Origin of the sequence: Enterococcus sp. B2E4 (assembly GCF_030499455.1) — a bacterium.
Taxonomy (GTDB): Bacteria; Bacillota; Bacilli; order Lactobacillales; family Enterococcaceae; genus Enterococcus_D; species Enterococcus_D casseliflavus.
The window spans coordinates 100,506-124,588 of sequence record NZ_JAUKPK010000012.1 but is presented as its reverse complement, the minus strand read 5'-3'; the positions used below and the strand labels follow the sequence as shown (position 1 = coordinate 124,588).

The following is a 24,083-nucleotide window of genomic DNA, read 5'->3' as shown; positions in this document are numbered from 1 at the left end:
GTTAAGTTTCTACGCAATCATCCCAACTAGAAGCAATAAACTACCGAGAATAATAGATTTTCACATCGTGTCTTTCTATAATGAATATCTGTGATAAAACAAAAACCAAGCACTAAGAAGTAATTTTGAGGCAGCTAGACAACAATATAACTGAAGACGAGAACGAAAGAAAAAATTCTTATTTGCGACATTCGATTACGCAAAAAATATATATGAACATCTATTATTAGCCATCCTTTTTTCTAGCTCACATTTTAGTTAACCTTTTTATCTATCCTAACTGCTATAAAAACTCTCTCACACGTTCTTTAACATGCTGCTATTGTTCCAACTTCTTTATTGCTAAAGCTAAGCAGCCGATCAATCCTGCATCGTCAGCAAGCATTGGAGTTAGTAGGTATTCTTCGAGAGTAGGGGTATCCACATAGGAACCCATTTTTTCTTTAAACGCTTGGCGAATCAACTCGAGTAGTTGCGGCTGTTTCATTACACCCCCACCTAAAATTATTACTTCCGGTGCATATAGTAACGTTGTGTTATACACACACTGAGCAAGATAATCTGCCTCAATCGCCCAATAAGGATGATCAAATGAAATGGTTTGGGCTTTTCTTCCAAAGCGTTTTTCAATCGCGGGGCCTGAGGCTAACCCTTCCAAACAATCATGATGAAAAGGACAGATTCCTTCAAATTGATCTTCATTATGACGTTGTAAGAGCATATGTCCCATTTCAGGATGACTGAAACCTGTGACTATTTTTCCATCGACTACAGCACCACCACCAACACCAGTACCAACGGTGTAATACAGAACACTATTTTTACCTTTTCCATACCCTGCCATATATTCTCCATAACAAGCAGCATTTACATCGGTAGTCCAATAGATGGGAACCGACAAGGCGTTTTCCAAAGCTCCTACAAAATGATAATTTTGCCAAGCTAACTTCGGGGTGTTGGTGATATATCCGTAAGTTCTTGATTCGATTTGAATATCAATAGGCCCAAATGCTCCTACACCAATTGATGCGATATTTCCTTTGTACTTATCAAAGAAATCAAACACTTGCTTCATCGTTTCTTCTGGTGTTGTGGTTGGAAAACTTTTCCGTTCTATCACTTGTAATTGTTCATTACCAATCCCACAGACAAACTTTGTTCCACCAGCTTCTATCCCGCCATATAACATTTTATCTACACCTTTCATTCACTCATTTTCAAAAAAAGAAACGTATTTGCACTAAGCAAAATCGTTTCTCACTAAAGATTTCGTTGTTCCACCTTCACCAAATTCAATCGGCAATACGGTACGTTTTTCTACTGTCTCTTCATTAATGACAGCAATTAATTTTGCCACTGCCACTTCCGCCATTTGCTTTGTAGGTTGGGCAATTGTTGAGACGAGATAAGGGTCTCCTTCTGTCATCTTTTGACCATCAAATCCGATAACTTGGACATCCTCTGGTACGTTTTTCCCTATTTTTTCAAGCATACCAATGACAGCTAATGCCATCGGATCGTTGATCGTAAAAATCCCATCGATATCGGGATTCTCTAACAAAAAATTTGTTACACGTTCTGAGAGATGGTCTAAAGGTTCTAACATATCTAACGCTTTATAGGAAATCCCCAATTGACGGCACTCAATCTCAAAATATTTTCGACGACTCTTCGTTTCATTCGGTGTTTCTTGGTACCCACCGATATATGCTACATTCTGACATCCTCGGCGATAAAGTTCATTTGCAGCCAAACGTCCACCGGCCGCATTGTCAGCGGTCACATAAATCACCTCTTCAGTGAAATAACGGTCAATACTAACAAAAGGCAGATTACTCGAAATGTATTCATCGATATCTGAATAAGTAATTCCAATGATGCCGTCTACTTTATTTTGGCTAACCATCTGGATATATTCTTGTTCTTTTTCACTATTCCCACTGGAGTTACACAAATAAAGCTTGTAGTTTTGTCTTTCTAATGCTGTTTCTACATGGTAGGCAAATTCGCCAAAAAATGGATGCCATACAGTGGGTAGAATCAAAGCAACCGTATTCGTATGCTTCATCTTTAACCCCCGGGCATAAAAATCTGGTTGATAGTTTAACTCTGTCATTGCTGCTTCAACTTTTTCTCTAGTAGAAGCTTTAACAGAGCCGTTATTCAATACCCGGGAAACAGTTCCTAATCCGACACCTGCTAATTTTGCGACATCTTTCATTGTTGCTTTCATAGTTGATCCCTCACATTTCTGCACAAGTTTAGTATAATGAATTTTGTCATAAATTACTAATTTTTTCAAAATACTAATAGCAAAGCCATGGGAAATCTAGCTATCTGTTCTTTTCTAAAAAATTGTCCTTCAAAACCTATTAAATAATTGATTCATCGCCTAAGCAATCAAACATTTATTTCACACTCGCTGTTTCAAAAGCTTGAATACGACTTTCTCCAATCGAATGAAACAAGATATCTCGAGCTTTTTCCAGCTCATAGAAAGTAGCCGTCATAACTTCTAAACCATTAATAAAGACTTCAACTGATGAGGTATCTCTAAAAATCTCAAGAACGAGCTGATTATCAATCAAAGGTACTTCAACTTTTCGGACATTCAGAGATTCTTCTTCCGCCCCTGTAAGCTCTCTTCCTAGTTTCTGACGATCCAATTCAAAAACCTGTTTAGCAGTGTCATAAGTTAGTTTGAGACAATCCGTCTTAGACCGCAGTAATTCAATTGTAAAAACTTCTGCTTTCTCCAAATCTGCGACTAGATGTAAATATGAAGAATCCGACAGTGCGTTTCGAAATACGACTGATGTGTCAGTCACTGCGATATTTTCACTGCCTTGTTGATAAACTAAATGACTATATACAGTTGAGATGGGTTTTTGTACCAATCGATTTTTTTTCACTCTTAACTCTCGGGGCAAACTCATAGAGCCTGCCCAAAGATGGCCTAACTCATGTGTAGGCAATGTACGATCCCACATCTGCATCCAAGCAATCATCACCCGTCCACCATTAGGATCTGTTGTTGTTTGTGGTGCATAAAAATCCATTCCAAAATCCATTTCATGGAAATTATCAACTATCATCTGACCTGTTTCCCAGTTTACCTCACCAATACAAGCCATGGTAGAACTGATATTATGATATTCCAGTCCGTTCTTCTTGATTTGTATCGGAGACATGATTAAGACATCTCGTCCGTCTAAATGGAATAAATCAGGACATTCCCACATTATTCCTTGCTCTGAAGTCCCTTCTAGCAACACAGAGTAAAAGTGCCAAGTATACAAATCTGACGATTGAAACATCACTATTCTACCAGTAGACTGTGTAGATTTAGTAGCTACTACCATATAGTAAGCATCGTTGTGAACAATTACTTTAGGATCACGAAATTCTTGTATCAGCCCATTTTCACCTAGCTGTTTTTCTGCTACCACAGGATTACCACTGTATTTGCTAAAATGAATACCATCTTCAGAGACCGCCAAACATTGATGCTGATGGCTAATACCATCAATTTCTTGACAGCCTGTATAAAATAAATATAGTTTTCCGTCTCTTTCAATTGCACTTCCTGAGAAACACCCGCCGCTGTCATAAGGTTGATCTGGGGCTAACGCTACTGGTAGATCTTCCCAATGGACCAAATCACTACTGCGCGCATGCCCCCAATGCATGGGCCCCCATCGACTATCGTAAGGATAGTATTGATAGAAGAGATGGTAATGCCCTTTGTAATATATAAACCCATTGGGGTCATTTATCCACCCGATGGGTGCGGAAAAATGATAGTTTTGTCGATACTGAGGGTTAACTTTTCCTCGCATCATTTCAATAAATCGATTTGCTTTATCCAAAATCGCCGTTTCTTCTACTAACACTTATTGTGCTCCCTTCAAAAAATTATCATAGCCAGTTTGTTTTATTTGAATCCATTCTTCCAAACCTACACGTTCCAATTCAGCAAGGTATTCTTCCCATTCTTCATCGATTTTACCGCCGGTGATCCACTCTGCTCTTTTGCGATAGATGTAATCCCACATATCTGTTTCAATTTTTGCTAATCGATCTGTTTCTTCTTTTTCTAAAAAGACACGTGGATAGATATTGTCTTCTGTAATATATGGCAAATACGTGTCATGCATCAAATCTAAACGCCACTTCGCATCATCTGGCATAGTAGTGACTGTGCCGTAATAAGAATCAAGAACTGCTAATGGTCCTCCAGCTTCGGTTTTTTGTCTTAGTTCCCCCGGTGCTGTCCCCTCTAAAGGCAAATGTTTTAACATACCATCCTTTAATTCAAAAATATTCGCCTGTGCTTCATCACCGTAGGTTCCCCAGTTATTTTGGACAGACTGTAACGGTTCATACATTTTATCTATCCACCTAGCTGTAAGTTCCAAGTTTTTATTCGCACTAGTAATTACGAAACGATCTCTTGAGAAACCCATGCCATTCGTACGAGTAACGTGTTTCGTTCCATCTGGTCCCGCTAAGACTGGCAAGACGTCATAACTATCATCTGCACCCGTGATATTTGCTTTATCCCAAGTAAAGTACACGCCATACTTATGTTCTTTCCCTTTGGCAACATACGTATTCCAATCTTGTTCGAAAGCCTCTTTATCAATAAGACCTTTATTATTCATTTCGTTGAAATATTTGATGGCTTCTTTATACCCTTCTTTGTTAGCAGTAAATTGTACTTGGCCATCGTTATCAACGACTAAGTGGTCATCATTATCACCTAGACCGAATGCCCCCATTAAAAATTTTAAGTCTTCGTTTCCTCCATTGTTAATAAAGCTAAAAGGAATTTCATCTGCTTCACCATTACCATTTGGATCTTGCGTCTTGAAAGCCTCCAACACAGTCATCAACTGATCAGTGGTTTGCGGCATTTCAAGACCCAAATTATCCAACCACTCCTTGTTGATCCAAGCCATCCCATTTACTGTATGAATCGACTCTTTTCCTTCGCCTAATTCTTCAATCCAAGGCATAGAGTAAATGTGACCATCAGGTGCAGTAGACATTTGTCGGTATTCGGGGTTTTCATCAAAAATTTTCTTCAGATTTGGCATATAATCTTCGATCAAATCTTCAATCGGTACAATAACACCACTTTCCGCCCAGTTTAATAAATCATAGTCACCTGCAGCGGCGTTGAAGATGGCATCTGGTAAATCACCACTAGCGATATCCAAATTTCTTTTTTCGGCAAAATCACTACTGTAGTTTGTCCAATCAATATGGAGATTGGTCTCTTCTTCTAATCGCTGGAAAATCAATTTGTCATTAGGATCATTGGGAGCCAAAGGGGCACTTTGAGACATCATTTTTAAAGATACTTTTTCTTTCAATGGAAAAGAGACATTTTCTAATTCATAATCAGGGCTTGATGTACTCTTTTCTTTTGAGCCTCCACAAGCCCCCAAAATTAGTACGGAAGTAAAAACGATTGGCAGCATCCATTTTGCTTTCATCTTAAAATCTCCTTTATAATTTTTATTCATACAAATAGTGAACAATACTTATCCTTTAACAGAACCAACTAAAACACCTTTATCAAAATATTTTTGGAAGAAAGGATACATTATGATTAATGGCAGACTAGAAATGACGATCGTTGCGTATTTAATCAACTCAGCAATTTGTTTCATTTCTGCCATGGCTGTATTGGCTCCCACCATATCTTGTGAGGGTTGGTTTTGGATCAAAATATTTCTTAATACAAGTTGCAACGGCTGTAAGTCGGGATCTTTGATATAGATCATGGCGTCAAAGTATGAATTCCATTGTCCAACAAAGGCATATAGAAACAACACGAACATAATTGGTTTAGCTAATGGAAGCATGACTTTGAACAGTATTTGCAAGTCATTGGCCCCATCGATAGTAGCAGCTTCAGAAAGTTCTTTTGGCAAAGCACTAAAATAGGTACGCGCTAAGATAATATTCCACACATTTATAGCACCTGGTACGATAATCGCCCATACACTATCTAACATGCCCAAGTTCTTTACCAATAAATAGGTAGGTATCAAGCCGCCACCCACGAACATTGTAATGACAAAAAAAGTCATAATAATCTTTTTCCCAGCCAAGTTAGGTCGAGACAAAGGATACGCAGTGATCATCGTAATAAATACAGTCAATAAGCTGAAGCTAAAAGAGTAAAACAACGAATTTACAAAACCGCGTAAAATGGAATCATCTGCAAATACCCGCTGATATCCTTGTATTGTCCAATCTTTCGGATTGAAGCTTATACCTTTATTGATCAAAGTAGCTGGGTCCATAAAAGAAGCTACCAGTACATAAATCAGCGGAACAATGGTGATAACGACTAAAAATGTTACAATCACTCGGTTCAACCATAAGATTTGACGGTCGATTTTTGATAAAGCACTATTCATAATTTTCTCCTTTCATTACAAGCCTTGACCATCGTTTAGCCGCTTGGTTATATTGTTGACAATCAGTAATAAAACGACATTAATAATCATATTGAACAGACCAACAGCAGCAGAGTAGGCATAATCACCTGATTGCAAGCCGACTTTGTATACATAAGTGGAAATGATTTCTGAGGCAGGGATGTTCATTGAAGTTTGCATCAAGTAGGCTTTTTCATATCCTACATTCATAATACCGCCGGCGGCCAAGATGAAGCTGATCACCATCACAGGCCTCAATGCAGGCAAATCGATATGCCAAATCTTTTGTAAAATATTTGCCCCATCGATATTTGCTGCTTCATATAAATCGGTACTGACTCCCGCCAGTGTTGCGGTGTAAAGAATGGATGACCAGCCGATTCCTTGCCAAATTCCAGATAAAATATAAATCGTTCTGAAATAAGCTGGATTAGACATGAACATAATTGGTTGCCCCGTAACCTTTTCTACTAACCCATTAATAGGTCCATTTGCGGATAGGAACAAAAACAGCATACCCACGATAATAACTACTGAGATAAAATTCGGCGCATATAGAATCAACTGGATTTTCTGTTTTATTTTTTTATTGATAATTTGATTCAAGCTCAGTGCTAAAATAATTGGTGGAAAAAAACCTAACAATAAACCATAAATGCTAATTTTTAATGTGTTGCTCAGCAAAAGTGTAAAATTTGGTGAACTGATAAATTCCCTAAAGTGATCTAGTCCTACCCAAGGACTTTCCAAAATTCCTAGCATAGGATTATAGTCTTTAAATGCAATCACAGCACCGTACATTGGCACATACTTAAAGATAAACGTCATGATGATACCTGGTAAGAGCAACAAGTACATCCACTTATCACGCCGCAACTGTTTCTTTAATTTTTTCCACTTCGAGATATTTTTTTTATCCCGTTGTACCGCACTTATCTCACCACCTGGTCCCAATGTCTTTTCCAATTCAATCTCCTCCCAATACATTTTAGAAACGTTTCCATTTTTGTTTAAAAAAATAAAAATTTAACGAAGAAGCCTTTTGGAAACGTTTCCGATATTTTCGTTTATAGATTACCATAGCCATTTTTTTAAGTCAATATTTTTTTGTAATTATTCTTTCACCCACACAAAGCTTCCTTCAATTCATTTATGGTTTTCGAAAATTGTTAAAAAATAAGAATCTCGATTATTTCATTAATCCTATTTTTTCTCTACTTTTCTAGCATTCTTCTTTTATGAATCTGCTTATCACAACTTGCATTCCCTAATCTCTTTTTAACAATTATTCACTATTTAACTGTTCCAATCGGAAGATTATCTGGTTAGTTATTTAAAAATAGCTCGGATTCACATTTATTTTTTGCTTTTTAACTAACTAAAAGCGAAAAGATAAGAGTTAAATTTGTAAATGTATATAAGGTTAAGAGCTGTTAGATGAGCTTTTTAGGGGAATCTCGGTAAACTAAAGATATTCAAAAAAATTGTGAATTTACTCCAAATCAATACAAAGCTTTTCTTTCAAATAATCAAGTTTTCTATAGAGACGCTTGCGCTTTCCTCCTAAAGCAGTCCCATACTTAGTCAATCTCAACATTCAGCCACATAATACTTTTGCATATGAATGATCTGTGATTAGATAACGAAGTACTTGTTTTCGTATCATTTCAGATTTGTAATAAAAAAAGATTCAGTCTAAATTTTCTCAAGTCTTCTATTGAACGAACTTTTCGTGTTGGATCATTTTCTACGTAAGGACAAAAAATTTCATCAACAAAGTGAACATCTTTGTGCCATAACTCCTAATATAACAACAAAAAAGAAGTGAAACCCAAAAATTATTTTACAATTTTTGAGTTCGCTTCTTTTTATAAACTTCCAGCACCATAACAATAGACTAAAGCCGAACTTTTTCTATTTGTACTCTGGCAAATAACCTGCATGGGCTTCAATTAATTCGTCTACTAGGCAAGTAATTGCTTCTAACGAGAGTTCCGAAGAAAGATGCGGATCTAGGTAAGCTGCTTGATAGATTTTCGAACGATTCAACGTCAATGCAGCTTCGACTGTTAATTCTTGTACGTTGATGTTTGTTCGATTTAACGCTGCTAACTGAGTAGGCAGTTGCCCTACATAGGTTGGTTGAACGCCGTTCTTGTCCACTAAACAGGGAACTTCGACACAGCAGTCTTCAGGAAGATTGGTTATGAGGCCTTTATTCAAAACATTCCCTGCGATAACAGAAGGAGTACCAGTTACAATTGAATCCATAATGTATGACGCATATTCATTACTGCGAGTATGGGTTAATTCCCCATTCATAACAATACTTTCCCTCATCTGATTCCAGTCACTAATTTGATTTTCACAGCGGCGTAGATACTCATCTAGTGGAATATCGAAACTATCGATTAATTCTGGGTACAATTTTTTAATAAAGTAAGGATGATACTCCGCATTGTGCTCACTAGATTCTGTAATGTAATAGCCAAAACGTTTCATCAATTCAAAACGCACCGAATCTTGATGGGGATGTGATTTTGCTGCTGCTAGTTCTCTGATTTTTGGATAAAAATCTTTCCCGTCTTTTGTCAATTCCAGTAAAAAAGCCATATGGTTGATCCCAGCGATCTTCCACTGAAATTCGTCAGCATTATATTGTTCTGAAATCCCCAGTTGTTTAAACAACTCTGACACACAAACTTGCACACTATGACAGAGTCCAACAGTTTTAATCTTCGTTCCTTTCAAAATCCCCATCGTCAACATCGCCATTGGATTGGTGTAATTTAATAACCAAGCTTGAGGGCAGACCTCCTCCATTTCTCTTGCAAACTCTAGCATCACTGGCAATGTCCGTAGGGTGCGGAAAATCCCACCGATCCCCATGGTATCACCAATGGTTTGTCTTAGACCGTATTTTTTGGGAATCTCAAAATCAATCACTGTAGATGGCTGGTAGCCGCCTACTTGGATTGCATTGATGACAAAATCTGCGCCTGTTAAAGCTTCTTTGCGATTCTGATAGGTTCGGATTTTTGCCCGATCATGATTGGCATTTTTATTGATCGTTCTCAACATTAGCTCTGATTCTCTAAGTCGCTGTTCATTGATATCGTATAATGCAATATCAGCCTCAGATAAACTTGGGGTCAGCATCGCATCCCCCAACACATTTTTTGCAAATATCGTACTTCCTGCACCAATAAATGTAATTTTAACCATATACTTGCTCCTCTCAATCTCTTTCATATTTTCTCGAAAAATCCATCTTCTATTTTCCTATTGGCAACATTTACTCCATCGATTGTTTGTCTATTTTCTTCTGTAACAAGACATAATTTTTCAGCACTAGATACATTGATACACTTCCAGAAAAGAACAACAGAAACATCGGAAAAAGAAACCCTATACACGCTATGAGAATAAGAAAAGCCAAGACCTTAGCTGTTTGAACTGGAAATGCTAGTGCAAAGCATCCTGCCGAAAAAAAGGTCTGATACATCGATCTTCCCCAATAAACACTGATAGGAAACACATAGACAAGCATGGATAAAGTACCAATAATCGCTAATAGTATGGGAATGCGTAGACCGATAAACAGCGGCTCTTCGGAGGTTAAAACTATGTGAAAATTGATCCCTAAGCTACCGAGAATCAACCAACAGATGCATCCTAACTTATTACTACGAAAAAATACTTTTTTATAGCAACTAAAGAAGTCCTGCGCTGTCCATTCGGTTTCACCCTCAACGACGAAGCGCTTTAACAGAATGAAGCTAGTCATCGTAGCTGGAAAAAATCCAAAGAGACCACCCCCTAAAAGGGTAAACCCTAGCCAGATAATGTTGAGGTACGCAAATTTCATTATCCACTCTAAATACTGTGCCAGTTGATTGATTTTCATTTACTAATCATCCTTTTTTATCTATCACTTGATCCCTGTCAATGTGATTCCTTCGATAATATAGCGTTGGGCAAACAAATAGACCAGAATAATTGGAATTACCGAAATCGTGGCACCTGCCATCATGTAAGACCAATTTGTCACATAGAGTCCTTTAAAGTTATTTAGCAACAAAGGAACCGTGAATTTTTCAGGCGTTGAAAGATAAATCAATGCATCCATGAAGTTATTGTACGTGCCCATAAAGATAAAGATCGTCATGGCTGCAAGCGCCGGTTTGATCAATGGTAATATGACACTCCAATAAATACGCGGGATGCTCGCACCATCCATCACTGCCGCCTCTTCTAATTCTTTGGGGATTCCTCGAATAAATTGTCTCAATAAAAAAACTGCAAACGCGTTAAATAGAGCACCAGGAATGATCAATGGCAAATGCGTGTTTAACCAACCTAACTTGTCCATAATCAAATACAATGGAATCATGGTGACTTGCTTAGGAATCATCATTGTCGCTAAAAATAGCAGAAACAGAGCCTCGGAGCCCTTAAATTTCAACTTTGCAAAAGCATAAGCAGCCATCGATCCAGTGAAAAGCTGACTAACAACGACGATGATCGTAATGTAGAAGCTGTTCCAATAGGCGCGACCAAAAGGCATCGCTTGCAATGAATCGAGGTAATTTTGCCAAACAATCGGATTCGGGAACCAAACAGGTGGTATTGCAAAAATCTGTGTCATATTTTTTAAGGAACTGCCGATCGTCCAGAGAAAAGGAAAGACCATCAAAAAAGAACCGATTGCTAGTAATCCGTGTAAGCACAATATGCCTACGCTAATTTTCTTATTCTTCATAATGAACCCACCTTTTTTGCGCATAAAATTGAATCAATGTAAGAACCAAAATCGCGACAAACAGGATAACCGCGCCTGCTGCACTTGACCCAAAGCGAAAATCAATAAAGGCCTGCTGATAAATGTGATAGACAAGTGTATAACTGGCTTTCCCCGGACCACCTCGAGTAAGAACAAATGCTTGGTCAAACACTTGAAACGAACTAATAATCGCCATAATGGATAGAAAGAATGTGGTTGGTGAAAGCATCGGTAAAGTGATTTTAAAAAATTGCTGCAACTTACTGGCACCATCCATTTCTGCTGCTTCATAATAGGATTTGGAGATATTTTGAATACCTGCTAAAAAAATCACCATATTGTAACCTAGCTGCCACCAGATACTTAACATAGCGATAGACAGCATCACGATCCGAGTATCCGTCAACCAATTAGGTCCTTGGATACCGATCATCCCTAATACCTGATTCAATATCCCAATATCACCATTTAAAATCCACATCCACATGACGGACACAGAGACTGAGCTTGTCACAACCGGCATGAAGAAGAACAATCGATACACATTTTTTCCCGTACGTTTATTCAAAACGACCGCTAATACCAGCGCCAGACACAGACCGATCGGAACAGTGAATAAGGTATAGAGTAACGTATTGTATGTTGCTGTCCAAAAATCAGGATTGGCAAATTGATTGACATAATTCTGAATCCCTACAAACGTCCGAGCACCAAACCCATCCCATGACATGAAGCTCAAGCCAATTGCTATTGCCACTGGAATCAGAGAAAAAATGATGAGCCCCACTAATTGTGGCGTTAGAAATAACCAGGCCCATTTTGTTGTGCTTTTCCTCATCCTACCACCTCCTCATATAATAAGTATTGCTACGGTTGATTGGCTTCGATCAATTCATTGGCTGTGTTTTCCAAGCGTACTACAGCTTCATCAAGATCTAACTGCCCTAAGAAGAGTAGATCAAGAATACTTTCTAATTGATCACTTAGTCCTGGAACCAATGCCTGTTTATCTTCTACTTTACCGATATCTCTGGCATCGATTAAATAGTTGGCATGCTCAGGTATCGTGGCATTTTCAATGATGTCATCTGCTGTCGTCACAGAAGGAACAGCATTCCCCTCATCTTCTAATCGATCCCGTTGTCCTTGCTCCGAAGTATAATAGGATAGAAAGCGCAACGCTTCTTCCTTATTTTTTGAATGATCACCTACTGCTAAATACGCGGTTGCAATAAAGCTAGGCTCGATTTGTTCACCTGTATTAGTAGGATATGGAATGTAATCAAACTCTAATGCCTCATTTTCGCTGAACATTGGTGTAAACCACCGCCCCGCTGACACAAAGGCTGTTTGGTTGGACATAAACATGGCATCCCCACCTTGCCCCTCTGGCAAAGCCCCGGCATAGGTAAAATTCCCCTCAACTACATTTTTCGTCAAATAAGCAAAGGTTTCTATTCCTCGTTCATTTTCAGGTAAAATAAACGAACCATCGTCCCCATACATTTCTCCCCCATTTGACCACAACCAACTGAAGTAGTGATGTGCACCATTTTCTAGGACATGACCATATTTTCCATTAGCAGTGACCGTCTCATTTATCTTTTGGAAATTATCCCAAGTCCAATTTCCAGATTCATATAATTTTTGCGGTTCGTTAGGATCAAGTCCTGCTTCTTCTAGCACTTTTTTGTTGTAATATAACAACATCGGATTGGAATCGACAGAAACACCATAGATCTGCTCTCCTCTTCGAGCAGGGCCCCAAATTCCTGAGGCAAAGTCATCAACTTTGACGTAGCTATCCTCTGATTCCAAGAAATCTGTTAATTCAATCAATCGTCCCGTCGCAATCAGTTGCGCCATTTGTACCTCCCCTACATAAAATAAGTCAGGAGCTTGACTTCCTTGCAACTGCGTGAGTAATTGCTGCGCATACGTATCACCAGGAGCAGGAATAAGTTCGATGGATACGTTTTCATTTTGTTTCATATAGGCATCAATCGCTCGCTGATATACTTCTTGTTCTGCGGGATTTCCCCAGGCTGTCATGGTTAGCGAAACTTTCCCATCATTGCTACTAGACTCACCATGATTTGATTCATTGGAACAAGCAGATAGAAACAGGATACTGACAAAACAAACTACCCCTAGCAAACACAATCTTTTTCTCACATAAATTCCTCCTTATAATTGCTTGGTTAAAAATCAACTAAAAGCTAAAACTTTTTAATACACTTGGTCTGAAAATAAAGTAGTAAACTTGTAGTAATTTTCCCCCTTTCGTTTACTACGATTGTAGTTTTATTATTGGTTCTTTTAGGAAAGTCTAAGGTGTGTTGTTAAAAGCAAATTATTTTATGCGCTTATCGCATATAATGTCGCAACATAAATCCCTTCCCCTAAAATATAAGTGAGGTGATTTTATGTATTATAGAATTCGTGATTTACGAGAAGATAAAGACTTGAATCAAGAACAACTTTCTAAATTATTAAACATTAGCCAAACTACTTACTCTAGATATGAATCAGGGAAGCTAGACATACCGACACAATCCTTGATAAAACTAGCAGATTTTTACTCTACTAGCGTTGATTATTTGCTCAATCTAACAGATTACAAAAAGCCTTATCCTCGTAACTAACCTTATTTTATGCGAAAAACGCATAGAAGTCAATATGCATTTTTCGCATAAAGTAGAATGTTATCGAGGTGAGAACTATGTTTCAGAGAATCCGTGATCTGCGAGAAGACAACGATTTAACCCAACGCCAAATTGCTACTCTTTTAAATGTTTCACAGTCAACGTATTCTCGGTACGAGAACGGTGCGCTGGATATCCCTATTCAAACGTTGATTAAGTTAGCAAGCCATTATGACACTAGTATTGATTATTTGGTAAATATGACTGATGTAAGAACTTCTTATAAAGCCAGTGAGCACTGATACCGAAATTTCATTGTAATAACGCTTGAAAATCATTATAAGAGATGAGTAGACGCTCATTAACCAGTTTCTTCTCTCGGATTTTCTGTTTATATTAATGACTGGATGTGTTTTTAGCTTAAAGGTGATAAATAGGAAGAACTCACATAATGTTTGCTAATAAAGCAACAGATTTGGTAACATTATACTCTATGATACTTACATAAACATCAATAAAGAGGTAATTTTTGTGTATAAGGAAAAAGTGTTAGTGATCCATATTTAAGAACTTGTGAAAAAACATAATATTTCTTTACGAGAGCTTTCTAGGCGTGCGGACATAGATATTGCCCGGCTAAGCTAAGTGAACTATCCAGTGGAAAACGGCAACGAATCAATATTGAATACATCGAACGAATAGCTGAGGCTTTGAATATAGATGATATTCTTGAGATTTTGACGATTGAGGATAAATGAAAGTTTTCATAACTAGAAAAAAGGTAACCATCGTTTTCTAGTTAGATTATTGTGTAAAAAGATAATAATGCTAGATGAGATTGATCATGAAAAATCACTTGGGTCCCAATCAGAATTGTTCATCATTGGCCCGCGAAATAAAAAATAAGCACCAAATGATACTTATAAGAGTATCATTTGGTGCTTATTTTATTATGTGTTATTGCTTATAAGCAACATTATTATTGAAAAATATTTATTTATTTCATTATTCACTATATCACTACTACTACCTTCTATTATTGATACCTTGATTTCTCAGGTAAATATAAAGCAAAATAGTATTTAAGACAAGGTATAGATATGATGGCTAGAACTATTAATATTTCCAATATTCCCGTTTTACATTCATTATACTGATCAGTCCATAGTACCAAAGAACTGTAAGAGAGCAACTATTTTAACCAAAAATATATCGTACAATGCTTGAATAGTCGATACATAGATATTAGCATTTTGAAACTATGATGATTTACGAGCTTTTTTGGGACCTGATTCTGAGTATATAAAAATATCCTCACTTTAAATATATTTTAATAACAATGGTATTCATCAATAAATTCCCGAATATTTTTAAACTCTGCCCCATGCATAGGAATTACAAATTGGTAATCGTAAAGTTCTATCTTGGAAAATCTTTTCGTAAATTTTCTAGGCATCCCTTTATCATTTCTACTCAGAGCATCGTTAACCAAAACATTTCCAATTGAAGTATTCATGAGTCTTAAGTAATGATCTATTAACAATATAGATGAAGGCAGCTCAGTACTAGTACCAATCCCAATAGAATAGTTTGTTAACGTGAAGTATTGAATTCTATTTGGTTTTTTATTAAAAAAATTCTCTCCAAAATATTCACTAAGTACCGAATTTTCATCTATATGAAATTTAGCTTTTTTATTCTGAATTAATGCTTTTTTCAAATTTTGTTGATCTAATTTAATAATTTCTTGGGCGCTATCAATTGGCAGCTTAAATTTTAATTCAATAATATGTAATTCATTATGAAAAGGGCTATAAACTAGTAAGTCAACTCCAGGAATAGCTTTTTTTCCCCGCTCAATCAAATATCTCGAATCTAAGTTATTTATTATTTGACAAACTTGATGCTCTTCAAGTTTTTTTTGCTCACTATCAAATTTGGATTTATTTTTTATATTTAGAAGTCTAATGATATTAGTATCTAATCGTTGTATCATAAATAAAGTATTTAATACCATTAATTCTCCATCAACTGATACAAAATATGATAATGATATATCCGAATGACTATCTGTAAAATCAAAAGTTAAAAATGTTATAATTTTCTCAATTTTTTTTGAACTTAGATAAGTCTCCTTTCTGATTTTTTTAACCCACTCACTTAATTTATGTTTTTCGAATCCATACTCATTTGCAACTATAAAAAACTGATAAGTTCCCCTAATGATAATTTTATTTAATATAGTAGTAAATTCAATATAGTCTTTTAACGTGAAATCTCCAAAATCAATATCGACATTTATTTGAAACATTTGTTTATGAGAAAAATCAAGTACATCAAAAATGTTATTCAGATTACGTTTCACAATTTCTTTTTGATTACCATATACCTCTAGGTCTCTAAACAGGACATCATAAGTGATATTATACTTAACCACTTCATCGTTGACATAATTAAAGTCCATGCGATTTTTTTTATTGATAGTTACTTTAACAACATCTTTAGAATGAAAATATTCATATGTCCTAAAAATAGATATTTTGTACCCAATTGACATTAAGTCTAAAATTTCTTCAACCGTTATTTTATAATTGCTTATTCTTTCTTTTTTTTCATATGTTAAAATTAACCCCTTAAATATCTCGTTTAATGATTCTTGAAAAAAACTAGCCATATCAAATAATGGAAAATCTAAATTTAATTGTCGTTTAAATATATGCTCATGGCCTGTAATTATTCTGTGAATGGTTCCCAATTTTTTAAATATTAACTCAGCTGCTTGTTCAGAATTCATTGAGAAAAACTCATGTGAATAGAATTCTTCTTCTATTTTTTTCCTTATTTCATATATTTCTTGACTTACTTTCCTCTTGTTATATTTCCCCATATTCTTATCAACCTTATTTTTTTATATTTCGGAATAATTATTATATCTTTTTAAAAAAAGACATTTTCCAGCTCTATAATTTATAGGAGTGAAGAATCAGAACTGATTCTTCATTTTCATTATTGACAAAAAGCCTCTAAATTTCAAATCGTCTGAAGAAAAAAATATATAAAGTTTAACGTTTTAAAAACTTACAATAGTAATGAATATAACGTGATTCACATACTAAAATTTCATTGAGTTTCAAGAAATTGGAATTAAATGGTGTCAACTTTTTAAAAATCAGTGCGAGCCAAAAATAAGTATTTAAAATATTCTACATCAAATATTTCAAATCAATATTTTTCCACTTCGATTTTTCTTTTTATGTCATACAATATATTTTCATGGCTGAGGTCAACAAATGATTTATTGTCTCTTATCTTCATAGCATTCAACATTGAATGAATTGTCTCATCTGTAATAATTAGAGATAGGTCTTTTTTTCTTCTAAATTGAGCTGACACTCTTTCGTACGCTTTATTAATATCAGATATTTTACGACAAACAAGAAATCCCACTTTACTAGATGATTCATTATACCTTCCCGAAAGTTGATCAAATTCAGGATTAGAAACTTTCCCAGAATAATTTTTGCATTCTACATATATATAATTAGAGGTTATTTCAGATTTCAAGTTTTTAAAAAAACCTTTTTCTGCTGTATTTATATAAGATATATCTATCCTTTTTCTATCACTATCTATAGGTGTCTCCTCCTTTGGATTGGATAGAGAAGGGTAGAACATAAAAGTCAGAAGTCCCGAGATAAACTTATGATATTCATAGGCATTGCTTTTGCCACTAGGAATAGATTTAAGAGTTAAAATAAACGCATCAATCAATTCATTATAGTCATCATCCGTTAACTTCTCATTTTGAACCTCATAAAGTTTTTCTATATCTAAACTTTTAAAGTGTTTCTTCTTTTTAAATGCGTCCATTATTTCCGGATACTTACTACTAAATTCGAGAACAAATTCTTTTCTGTCAACTCTATCTCTTTCTCTAATACTTTTCTTTGTCACGTAAGGATCTCCTATTTCTTGATCCTTTTTAGGCTGTCTATGTTTAATCAAGGAACTACTAGGAATTTGTAATTCTTGTTGGGTTAAAAAGTTGAGCATGTCATGTTGTACAAACACATCCTTCTCAAAAGTATATTCACCTTCAGAAAAAACTGTATTCTTAGGGACTAATAAAATTCTTTTTTCTCCAATTATTAATTGATTAATATCTTCCATTTTTTCCCATCTAGATGTTATCCCATTCCAAAATGGTTTTGATACCATTTTTTCTGTAGGAATATTATGTAGACGGCATTGTTCATAAGTATACTCAAGCAATTGAAACCGTATTAAATTCGTTATAATATTCAGAAACAGTATCATTCCCGACATCCTCAATGTAAAATTTCATATCAGACAAAGTCTTTATCACATCAAACTGATTTCCATGCTGATGCTGAATGTCATATAATTTATAAAAAATTTCAACAACTTTTTCTGTACTTTGAAATGTTCCTCTAGGCTTTCCTTTTGATCTCCCCAGACATGTTTCATTGGGTTCACTTAATGGACTACATAACTTATATAGTTCTTTTTTTCTTCCTAATTTAATATACTCATGAATTTTTCTAAAGAAGTCTTCTATTAGAATGTTACATTCCCTAGCCCAGACATCGTCCCTAACAGAAAAAATATAAGCATCCAAAAATAATGGAATTTCTTTGTCTATATCAATGTTTATAAAATCTAATTCATGTTGTTGTTTATTTAGAGCGAATATTTCTGATATTTTCATAATAACCTCCAACGACTAACATATATACGCAGTACAACACACTTTATCACCATATTTTAAAGTAATCACTCAACTGTTGCTTAATCTCTAACATAGCATGTTCAAGAACCTCTTAAGATCCTTCTTGTCTTAAACTCTGATTTCAATTAATTCTATCAATATCCTTCTGAAACAATAGTCTCTTAAAGTTAGAAAAAACTATCTTTTCAAAACCTGGGATTACCTTCTCAAAATCATCATAAATTTCTTTTAAGTCTCGGGGATAAACAATCTTTTTATCCTTTCTTGCAAATGGTCCATCAGTTTCAAACAATAGTTGTGATTTCGGAATGCTTTGAATGATTTCCAACCCATTCTTTGAAGAAAGCATTTTATGATTTACAGAAAAAAAATAACCCGATTCAGCAATATCTTTCAACGTTTTTTTTCCACCAGTATACCAATGAAAAATTGCATTTCTCACATTATTTTTTTTGAGTATCTCAAGAACTTCCACTTCTGCTTTTCTAGAATGAATTGAATAAATATTACCTTTGTTGTATTTAGGATTAGTTATTTGTTGAAATATTTCAACTTGCTCTTTTTTTAATCGTTGATTTGATCCAGAAAAATCAAGTCCTACTTCTCCAATATATCTAGTATACTTCAATCCTTTTTCAAACTCATTCCTACTAAAAATATACTCTCCTACCATATCTGGATGAAACCCTAATGCCATTCGTACATACTTATAGTTCTCATATTCATATCGAGTTTTCAAAAATATTTCCGGCAAGTAAGTGACAAAAATAGCGTATATCTTCAATTCTTCATACTCTTTAGCTAACTCTAATGGTTTTGAATAAAAATCAATGTGAACATGCAAATCAATATATCCCATATTTTTCAATAAACCTTTCGTATTCAGCGACAAATTTATCAAACATTATTTTTTGTTTTTGTAAGTAACTTTCATCCTCATGAAATTTCGGTTTATTGTTAGATATTTCACCAAAGATTGTATCATTTTTAATAGCTTCGACATATGCTTCAAAATATCCCACATTGTTATTGTAATCTTTCAAATAATTCTTTGGCGCAGAAGCGATATTTTCATACCCAACAAAATATTCAGTATCGAAAGTCTCATTATCATGCGAAGCTAAAGATATTTTTCTAAGTATACATGGAATACAAGTACCACATTGCCCTTTATGTTTGTAATGTCTTCCAGCTCTGCTTTTACCACATGTAAAAGTATTTTTTATTTGTGATTTAAATTCAAAATTCATATTTGCAATAACTTCTCCTTTAGTTTTATACTCAAACTTGTTTAAAATTCGAATATCATAGCCAAGAGCAGTAAGAAGTTCATTGTAAAGAAATATTGTTTTAGGATGAGTGGTTTTTGTAGTAAATCTTCCAAATTCTGGATTCAAAGATAGTATGCCATTCTCATACATTCTAATCTCTCTTGTAGAGTTAGATATTGCTTTCGATATCGCTAATGAAAGATACAATAAAGATCGTGTAGACTGAAAGTGAAACGTTTTTGCTTTTTGATATTTATTCCTAATATCAATCTCACTTCCGTGGACAGAAAAAATCTTATTATAAAAAGATTGTAATAATACTTGGTGTGTTTGCTCTTCTGACTTATTGACGTATCCCACGTAATCACTTAGAATATTACTTGAAAAATTATGATATGCTCCTGCTAGAGAATCTAGTCCTCCTGAAAAAAGAGTTATACACTTTTTTTGAGAACTAGGAATTTCTAATGGTAAGATATTAAATATTTTTGTGTTTTTTTCAAACATCACATTAAACAGATCTCCAGATACCCAATTAAGAAGTTCAATCAATTGATCCTTTGAACTTTCCCATCTTTCAATATTATATACTTTTGCTGAAACAGCTATTTTTCTAGGGGCTTTATTATTTGAATCTCCACCTGTAGAAATATCTCCATCAAAAGCTGCAAGCATTACGTTAACTATGTCACAAGCATTACATCGTTCATGTTCACTCATATAATAGTAATCTGTAGCTTCATCAATAAAATCTTGAAAGTAAGAATTTGTTTCCATTAGAAACCACCAAAATTTTTAAGTTTATCAGCAATCTGTTCATTTACTGTAGCCAATGTTATTTTACCATCAATCAAGTTCGAAATATTTTCTCTCACATCATCTTCAAATAACTTATCAGCAAGAGGTTCAATGAATTCCTTTCTAATTTGCGGGATAGTTAATCCTTCATCTAAACCTTCTAATGCTCCTTGCATTGTATTTTCTAATGACAGGAACACAATTCGGTATAACAATTTCTCTATAAAATACCTTTCATCTTTTTCTTCATTAATAGTTTCTGCTAAAGCTATTCGCAATGATTTTAGTAATATTTCAGACATTTCCACATTCAGATTATCTTCAACAAGCTCCATTACCTCGTTTATCCATTGTTCTCTTTTTAACAAATTATGTGCTATTTCTTCACACTCATCTTCTTCCAATGCATAAAGTTTTGAAAGCTTTCCACCTACAACACCTACAATACTCTGATAAGTTTCTTCAGAAACTTCTTTGCCAATAAAATTACTTTTCATCGTACTAGTTATTTGTGGCAAACTCGATTTGGCCTCGTCAATAGACTTTCCTGCGAGAATTTTTCTAATAGATTTATCAACTCTAGCTTTGTTTGTTCCCATGAAATCACTCCGTTCTTATTTAGTATAGAAAATAGCTTTCCTTTTAAACAATTATACAAGGTTATGGCATTTCTTATAACCTAAAAATCAAATTTTGTTAAAAATAATACTTTATTCATTTATATATATATTTATACATAGCATTGTCTTATTCCATTTTCTACTTATCCTAGCGAAATAACTCTATAAGTATATATTACGAATATGTGAATATGCGTTTTAGTATAGTAAACTTGTTTGGAGCAGTATTACAGTTCTTAATGCATTTTTACCCCATCTTTACTTTATATGTAACACCATTCAGCGTGAATTGTCATATAATCGAGGTCTGACTCATTTATATTTTCCCAGACTTCTTGGAGTATTGATTTACTGCGTATGCAAACTATAATTTCCTCATATATCTTGGTCATTCACTAAACTGGCTACAATTATCTCTTAATTATATAGTCTTCAGGTTGAGATCATTATGCTTTTTGTCAGTTCAAAAAAGCATTTACCAAACTAAATTGCAAAGCGTCTGAAAATGTTGCTATATTGGCATTTTGAAAGCTGCGAAACTTTACGAGCTTTTTTAAGACCTTGTTAACCAAGTCAGCATTTTTGAAATTATCTTACTTTCACGGTACATGTTTAAAGCCATCCAAATAATTCAAAAAGTTTGATTTGTCCATCGTTTGGATGAGCGCTACTAATATTATTCCTCTTATTCAACATATGAACTAATTTTTGATGAACAATATCAGTTTTTATCTCAATCTTTAAACAATTATCTAATAAAACTCTATCTTTAATATCAATTAAGTCATTTATATCAACTAATCTTCTCTTAAATTATCTCCTACTGCTGAATCACAAAAAATATCCATACAACACACTATTATTTTTGTTATATAAATTAATAACAACCTCATTCCATAAGTCATCTAACGCTGAGACAAATCTTCCAATTAAATTTCGAAAGTTATATTGCATTTTTTGAATTTTTAGATTTATGCTTTGGATTATTGTTTAAAAGCTTCCTGATATTTGATTCTTTTACGACTTTGTAGTTAGTATATTTTCTGATGGAAGTCCCAAAGGTATTAAATAGTTTTCGAAATCACTGTTAACCATAATTTCCATTTCTTCAGAATTAAACGAACTCACCTCATTTGTTTAATTTCCTTCTATTTTTTATACTATATGTTACCACAAAACAAAAAAAAGACATTCCCAAATAAATGGAAAATGTCTTGAAATGTTGATATATAGAATATATTAACGTTTTGAAAACTGTGAAGCTTTACGAGCTTTCTTAAGACCTGGTTAAACAAACTTTTGCTTTATAATGTTTTGTAGAGAAAGAAACCATGTAAAATCAGCATTTAATGATTCATATAATTCTACTTAGTTAAATAAAGTTATATCCTGTCATTACCTCAAATCATTACCACAACTTGGCGAGTTGGCTAATTGAGGAATATTCTGTGCCAAATAAAAAATGATGCCAAAAATAAGTACACTACTCAATACTTATTTTCAACATCATTAATCCTAAAATAGCTTCGCTTTTACCCGTTACTATCTACCCTTTCGGAAGGGGTATTTCATCTGACTAAAGAATAGCATCCAAGATACTCAATAGTCAAGTAATTAATTTACCATACTCCATTACAATTTTTTCAAAAAAGTAGAAAACTTCTACAAGTTCATGGTTTTTTTCATACATTTTACTATTAACTTTTATGCGATCAAGTAAATCATATAGAGCTTCAAAGTTTGTTGCTTTCAACTTTTGTGTCTGAACATATTTTTCGTGAAGATATATAGTAGCCACAATATCATTCATTTTCATATTGGTGAGTGCTCTGGCGATTAGTTCAGAATCAAGACCCGCATTGGTTGCAAACTGTGTTAATTGAATAACAGGCCTTCTTTTCTTCAAGTTGCTGTCAGCTCTACCAAATTGATAAGGTTCAACAATATTATAAATAAGAGGTCTACTATGTGCAGAAGCATTTCTGACATTCGTAACATATTTTAATAATTTTTGAGCTGTTTTTAATCCTAGATATCCAAAATGTTCTTCTTCGAAATAGAAAGTGATAAATCGCTCTAAATTTCCTAGGGTCATAACTTCTAATAAAGCCCAAATTGAAATCTTATCATGATGATGATTATAAAAATCAAAATCATATCCGAACTTCCCTTTCACCTTATCTAGAATCTTTTCAGAAGCTTGTGTATATTCAGACAAGATTTCTTCATTTGTTTTAGTATTACCTTTTTTTCTTTGACTATCAATAAATTTATTTTGCATATACATATCGTAATCTTCAACAATTTTATATCCATCTTCGGTTAATGAGTTAGTGATTGAACTTATTATCAAAGTTTTCAAAGAATGTTCAAGTTCAAAAATCATTCTACTCAAAATCACTCTTAAATACATATCAATTTTTGCTAAATCAGCTAATTTTACAAATGATAAATCTATATACTTTCCATTTATATCTTTTTCAAAATTCTTACGGTATGCGGTTACCTTAAAATAATACGTTCGATTTAATAAAATATCCCGAACAATACTTTCATCCGATTCAGAAATTTCTATTCCTTTAAATCTAGCATATTTAATTTGATCCGTAATCGAAAAAATTTCCTTGTTTTTAGCTTTTTTACAAAGGTCTTTAATTTCTTCTGATAATTCTTCAGAGACTTGATTAACTCTCTTTTCTTCTTCTAACTGCAACTTTAATTTGGCCAATTTGTCGCTTTTAATAAAAACACACCTCCTTTA

The 24,083-nt window shown here is 34.3% G+C and carries 20 protein-coding genes; 2 read left to right on the top strand and 18 right to left on the bottom strand.

What is annotated here, in order from left to right; translation table 11 throughout:
• Positions 1-319: 319 nt before the first annotated feature.
• From Q1X33_RS09785 to Q1X33_RS09735, 11 genes are all read right to left on the bottom strand, one after another.
• Positions 320-1,189, bottom strand: coding sequence for an ROK family protein (locus Q1X33_RS09785; RefSeq protein ID WP_005230455.1), 870 nt, complete (start codon positions 1,187-1,189; stop codon positions 320-322).
• A 51-nt stretch (positions 1,190-1,240) separates the two neighbouring features.
• A complete protein-coding gene (locus Q1X33_RS09780; RefSeq protein WP_301969656.1) occupies positions 1,241-2,233 on the bottom strand; it encodes a LacI family DNA-binding transcriptional regulator in 993 nt (330 codons plus the stop codon).
• Positions 2,234-2,408: 175 nt separating this feature from the next.
• Complete coding sequence (locus tag Q1X33_RS09775) at positions 2,409-3,893, bottom strand: glycoside hydrolase family 32 protein (protein WP_034869507.1); 1,485 nt, start codon at positions 3,891-3,893, stop codon at positions 2,409-2,411.
• The gene (locus Q1X33_RS09770) at positions 3,894-5,501 is read right to left on the bottom strand and encodes an ABC transporter substrate-binding protein (protein ID WP_002323465.1); all 1,608 of its coding nucleotides are present in this window, start codon (positions 5,499-5,501) and stop codon (positions 3,894-3,896) included.
• Between the two features lie 48 nt (positions 5,502-5,549).
• Complete coding sequence (locus Q1X33_RS09765; protein WP_005230433.1) at positions 5,550-6,434, bottom strand: carbohydrate ABC transporter permease; 885 nt, start codon at positions 6,432-6,434, stop codon at positions 5,550-5,552.
• Between the two features lie 15 nt (positions 6,435-6,449).
• Positions 6,450-7,442: a sugar ABC transporter permease gene (locus tag Q1X33_RS09760; RefSeq protein ID WP_005230430.1), complete on the bottom strand. Its 993-nt coding sequence runs from the start codon at positions 7,440-7,442 to the stop codon at positions 6,450-6,452.
• A 927-nt stretch (positions 7,443-8,369) separates the two neighbouring features.
• The gene (locus tag Q1X33_RS09755) at positions 8,370-9,680 is read right to left on the bottom strand and encodes an alpha-glucosidase/alpha-galactosidase (RefSeq protein ID WP_005230428.1); all 1,311 of its coding nucleotides are present in this window, start codon (positions 9,678-9,680) and stop codon (positions 8,370-8,372) included.
• 70 nt (positions 9,681-9,750) lie between these two features.
• Positions 9,751-10,362, bottom strand: a complete 612-nt coding sequence (locus Q1X33_RS09750) for a DUF624 domain-containing protein (RefSeq protein WP_301969654.1) — start codon at positions 10,360-10,362, stop codon at positions 9,751-9,753.
• A 24-nt stretch (positions 10,363-10,386) separates the two neighbouring features.
• Positions 10,387-11,217, bottom strand: a complete 831-nt coding sequence (locus Q1X33_RS09745; protein WP_034869509.1) for a carbohydrate ABC transporter permease — start codon at positions 11,215-11,217, stop codon at positions 10,387-10,389.
• On the bottom strand, positions 11,207-12,076 hold the full coding sequence (locus Q1X33_RS09740) for a carbohydrate ABC transporter permease (RefSeq protein ID WP_005230425.1): 870 nt from the start codon (positions 12,074-12,076) through the stop codon (positions 11,207-11,209). Before Q1X33_RS09740 ends, Q1X33_RS09745 begins: the two co-directional genes overlap by 11 nt.
• A gap of 29 nt (positions 12,077-12,105) precedes the next feature.
• On the bottom strand, positions 12,106-13,413 hold the full coding sequence (locus Q1X33_RS09735) for a sugar ABC transporter substrate-binding protein (protein ID WP_050759625.1): 1,308 nt from the start codon (positions 13,411-13,413) through the stop codon (positions 12,106-12,108).
• A gap of 251 nt (positions 13,414-13,664) precedes the next feature.
• Between Q1X33_RS09735 and Q1X33_RS09730 the strand changes: the two genes are divergently transcribed.
• Together Q1X33_RS09730 and Q1X33_RS09725 are read left to right on the top strand one after the other, a co-directional pair.
• Positions 13,665-13,883, top strand: coding sequence for a helix-turn-helix domain-containing protein (locus Q1X33_RS09730; RefSeq protein ID WP_080650843.1), 219 nt, complete (start codon positions 13,665-13,667; stop codon positions 13,881-13,883).
• 77 nt (positions 13,884-13,960) lie between these two features.
• Positions 13,961-14,185: a helix-turn-helix domain-containing protein gene (locus tag Q1X33_RS09725; RefSeq protein WP_034869511.1), complete on the top strand. Its 225-nt coding sequence runs from the start codon at positions 13,961-13,963 to the stop codon at positions 14,183-14,185.
• Positions 14,186-15,213: 1,028 nt separating this feature from the next.
• On the opposite strand, the gene Q1X33_RS09720 is transcribed toward Q1X33_RS09725, so the two are convergent.
• The 7 genes from Q1X33_RS09720 to Q1X33_RS09690 all read right to left on the bottom strand — a co-directional run bounded on the left by Q1X33_RS09720 (position 15,214) and on the right by Q1X33_RS09690 (position 24,050).
• Positions 15,214-16,770 (bottom strand): hypothetical protein, encoded by a 1,557-nt coding sequence (locus tag Q1X33_RS09720; protein ID WP_005231948.1) that lies wholly within the window; start codon positions 16,768-16,770, stop codon positions 15,214-15,216.
• A gap of 335 nt (positions 16,771-17,105) precedes the next feature.
• Complete coding sequence (locus Q1X33_RS09715) at positions 17,106-18,053, bottom strand: hypothetical protein (RefSeq protein ID WP_241761045.1); 948 nt, start codon at positions 18,051-18,053, stop codon at positions 17,106-17,108.
• Between the two features lie 94 nt (positions 18,054-18,147).
• On the bottom strand, positions 18,148-18,612 hold the full coding sequence (locus Q1X33_RS09710; RefSeq protein WP_034869513.1) for a hypothetical protein: 465 nt from the start codon (positions 18,610-18,612) through the stop codon (positions 18,148-18,150).
• A gap of 142 nt (positions 18,613-18,754) precedes the next feature.
• Entirely contained in the window at positions 18,755-19,492 is a 738-nt protein-coding gene (locus Q1X33_RS09705; RefSeq protein ID WP_197525958.1) for a TatD family hydrolase, read from the bottom strand.
• Positions 19,479-20,681 (bottom strand): hypothetical protein, encoded by a 1,203-nt coding sequence (locus Q1X33_RS09700; protein ID WP_301969653.1) that lies wholly within the window; start codon positions 20,679-20,681, stop codon positions 19,479-19,481. The genes Q1X33_RS09705 and Q1X33_RS09700 overlap by 14 nt, the downstream gene beginning before the upstream one ends.
• Positions 20,681-21,301 (bottom strand): hypothetical protein, encoded by a 621-nt coding sequence (locus Q1X33_RS09695; protein ID WP_086295776.1) that lies wholly within the window; start codon positions 21,299-21,301, stop codon positions 20,681-20,683. The genes Q1X33_RS09700 and Q1X33_RS09695 overlap by 1 nt, the downstream gene beginning before the upstream one ends.
• A 1,627-nt stretch (positions 21,302-22,928) precedes the next feature.
• A complete protein-coding gene (locus Q1X33_RS09690) occupies positions 22,929-24,050 on the bottom strand; it encodes an Abi family protein (protein WP_301969652.1) in 1,122 nt (373 codons plus the stop codon).
• Positions 24,051-24,083: the final 33 nt, after the last annotated feature.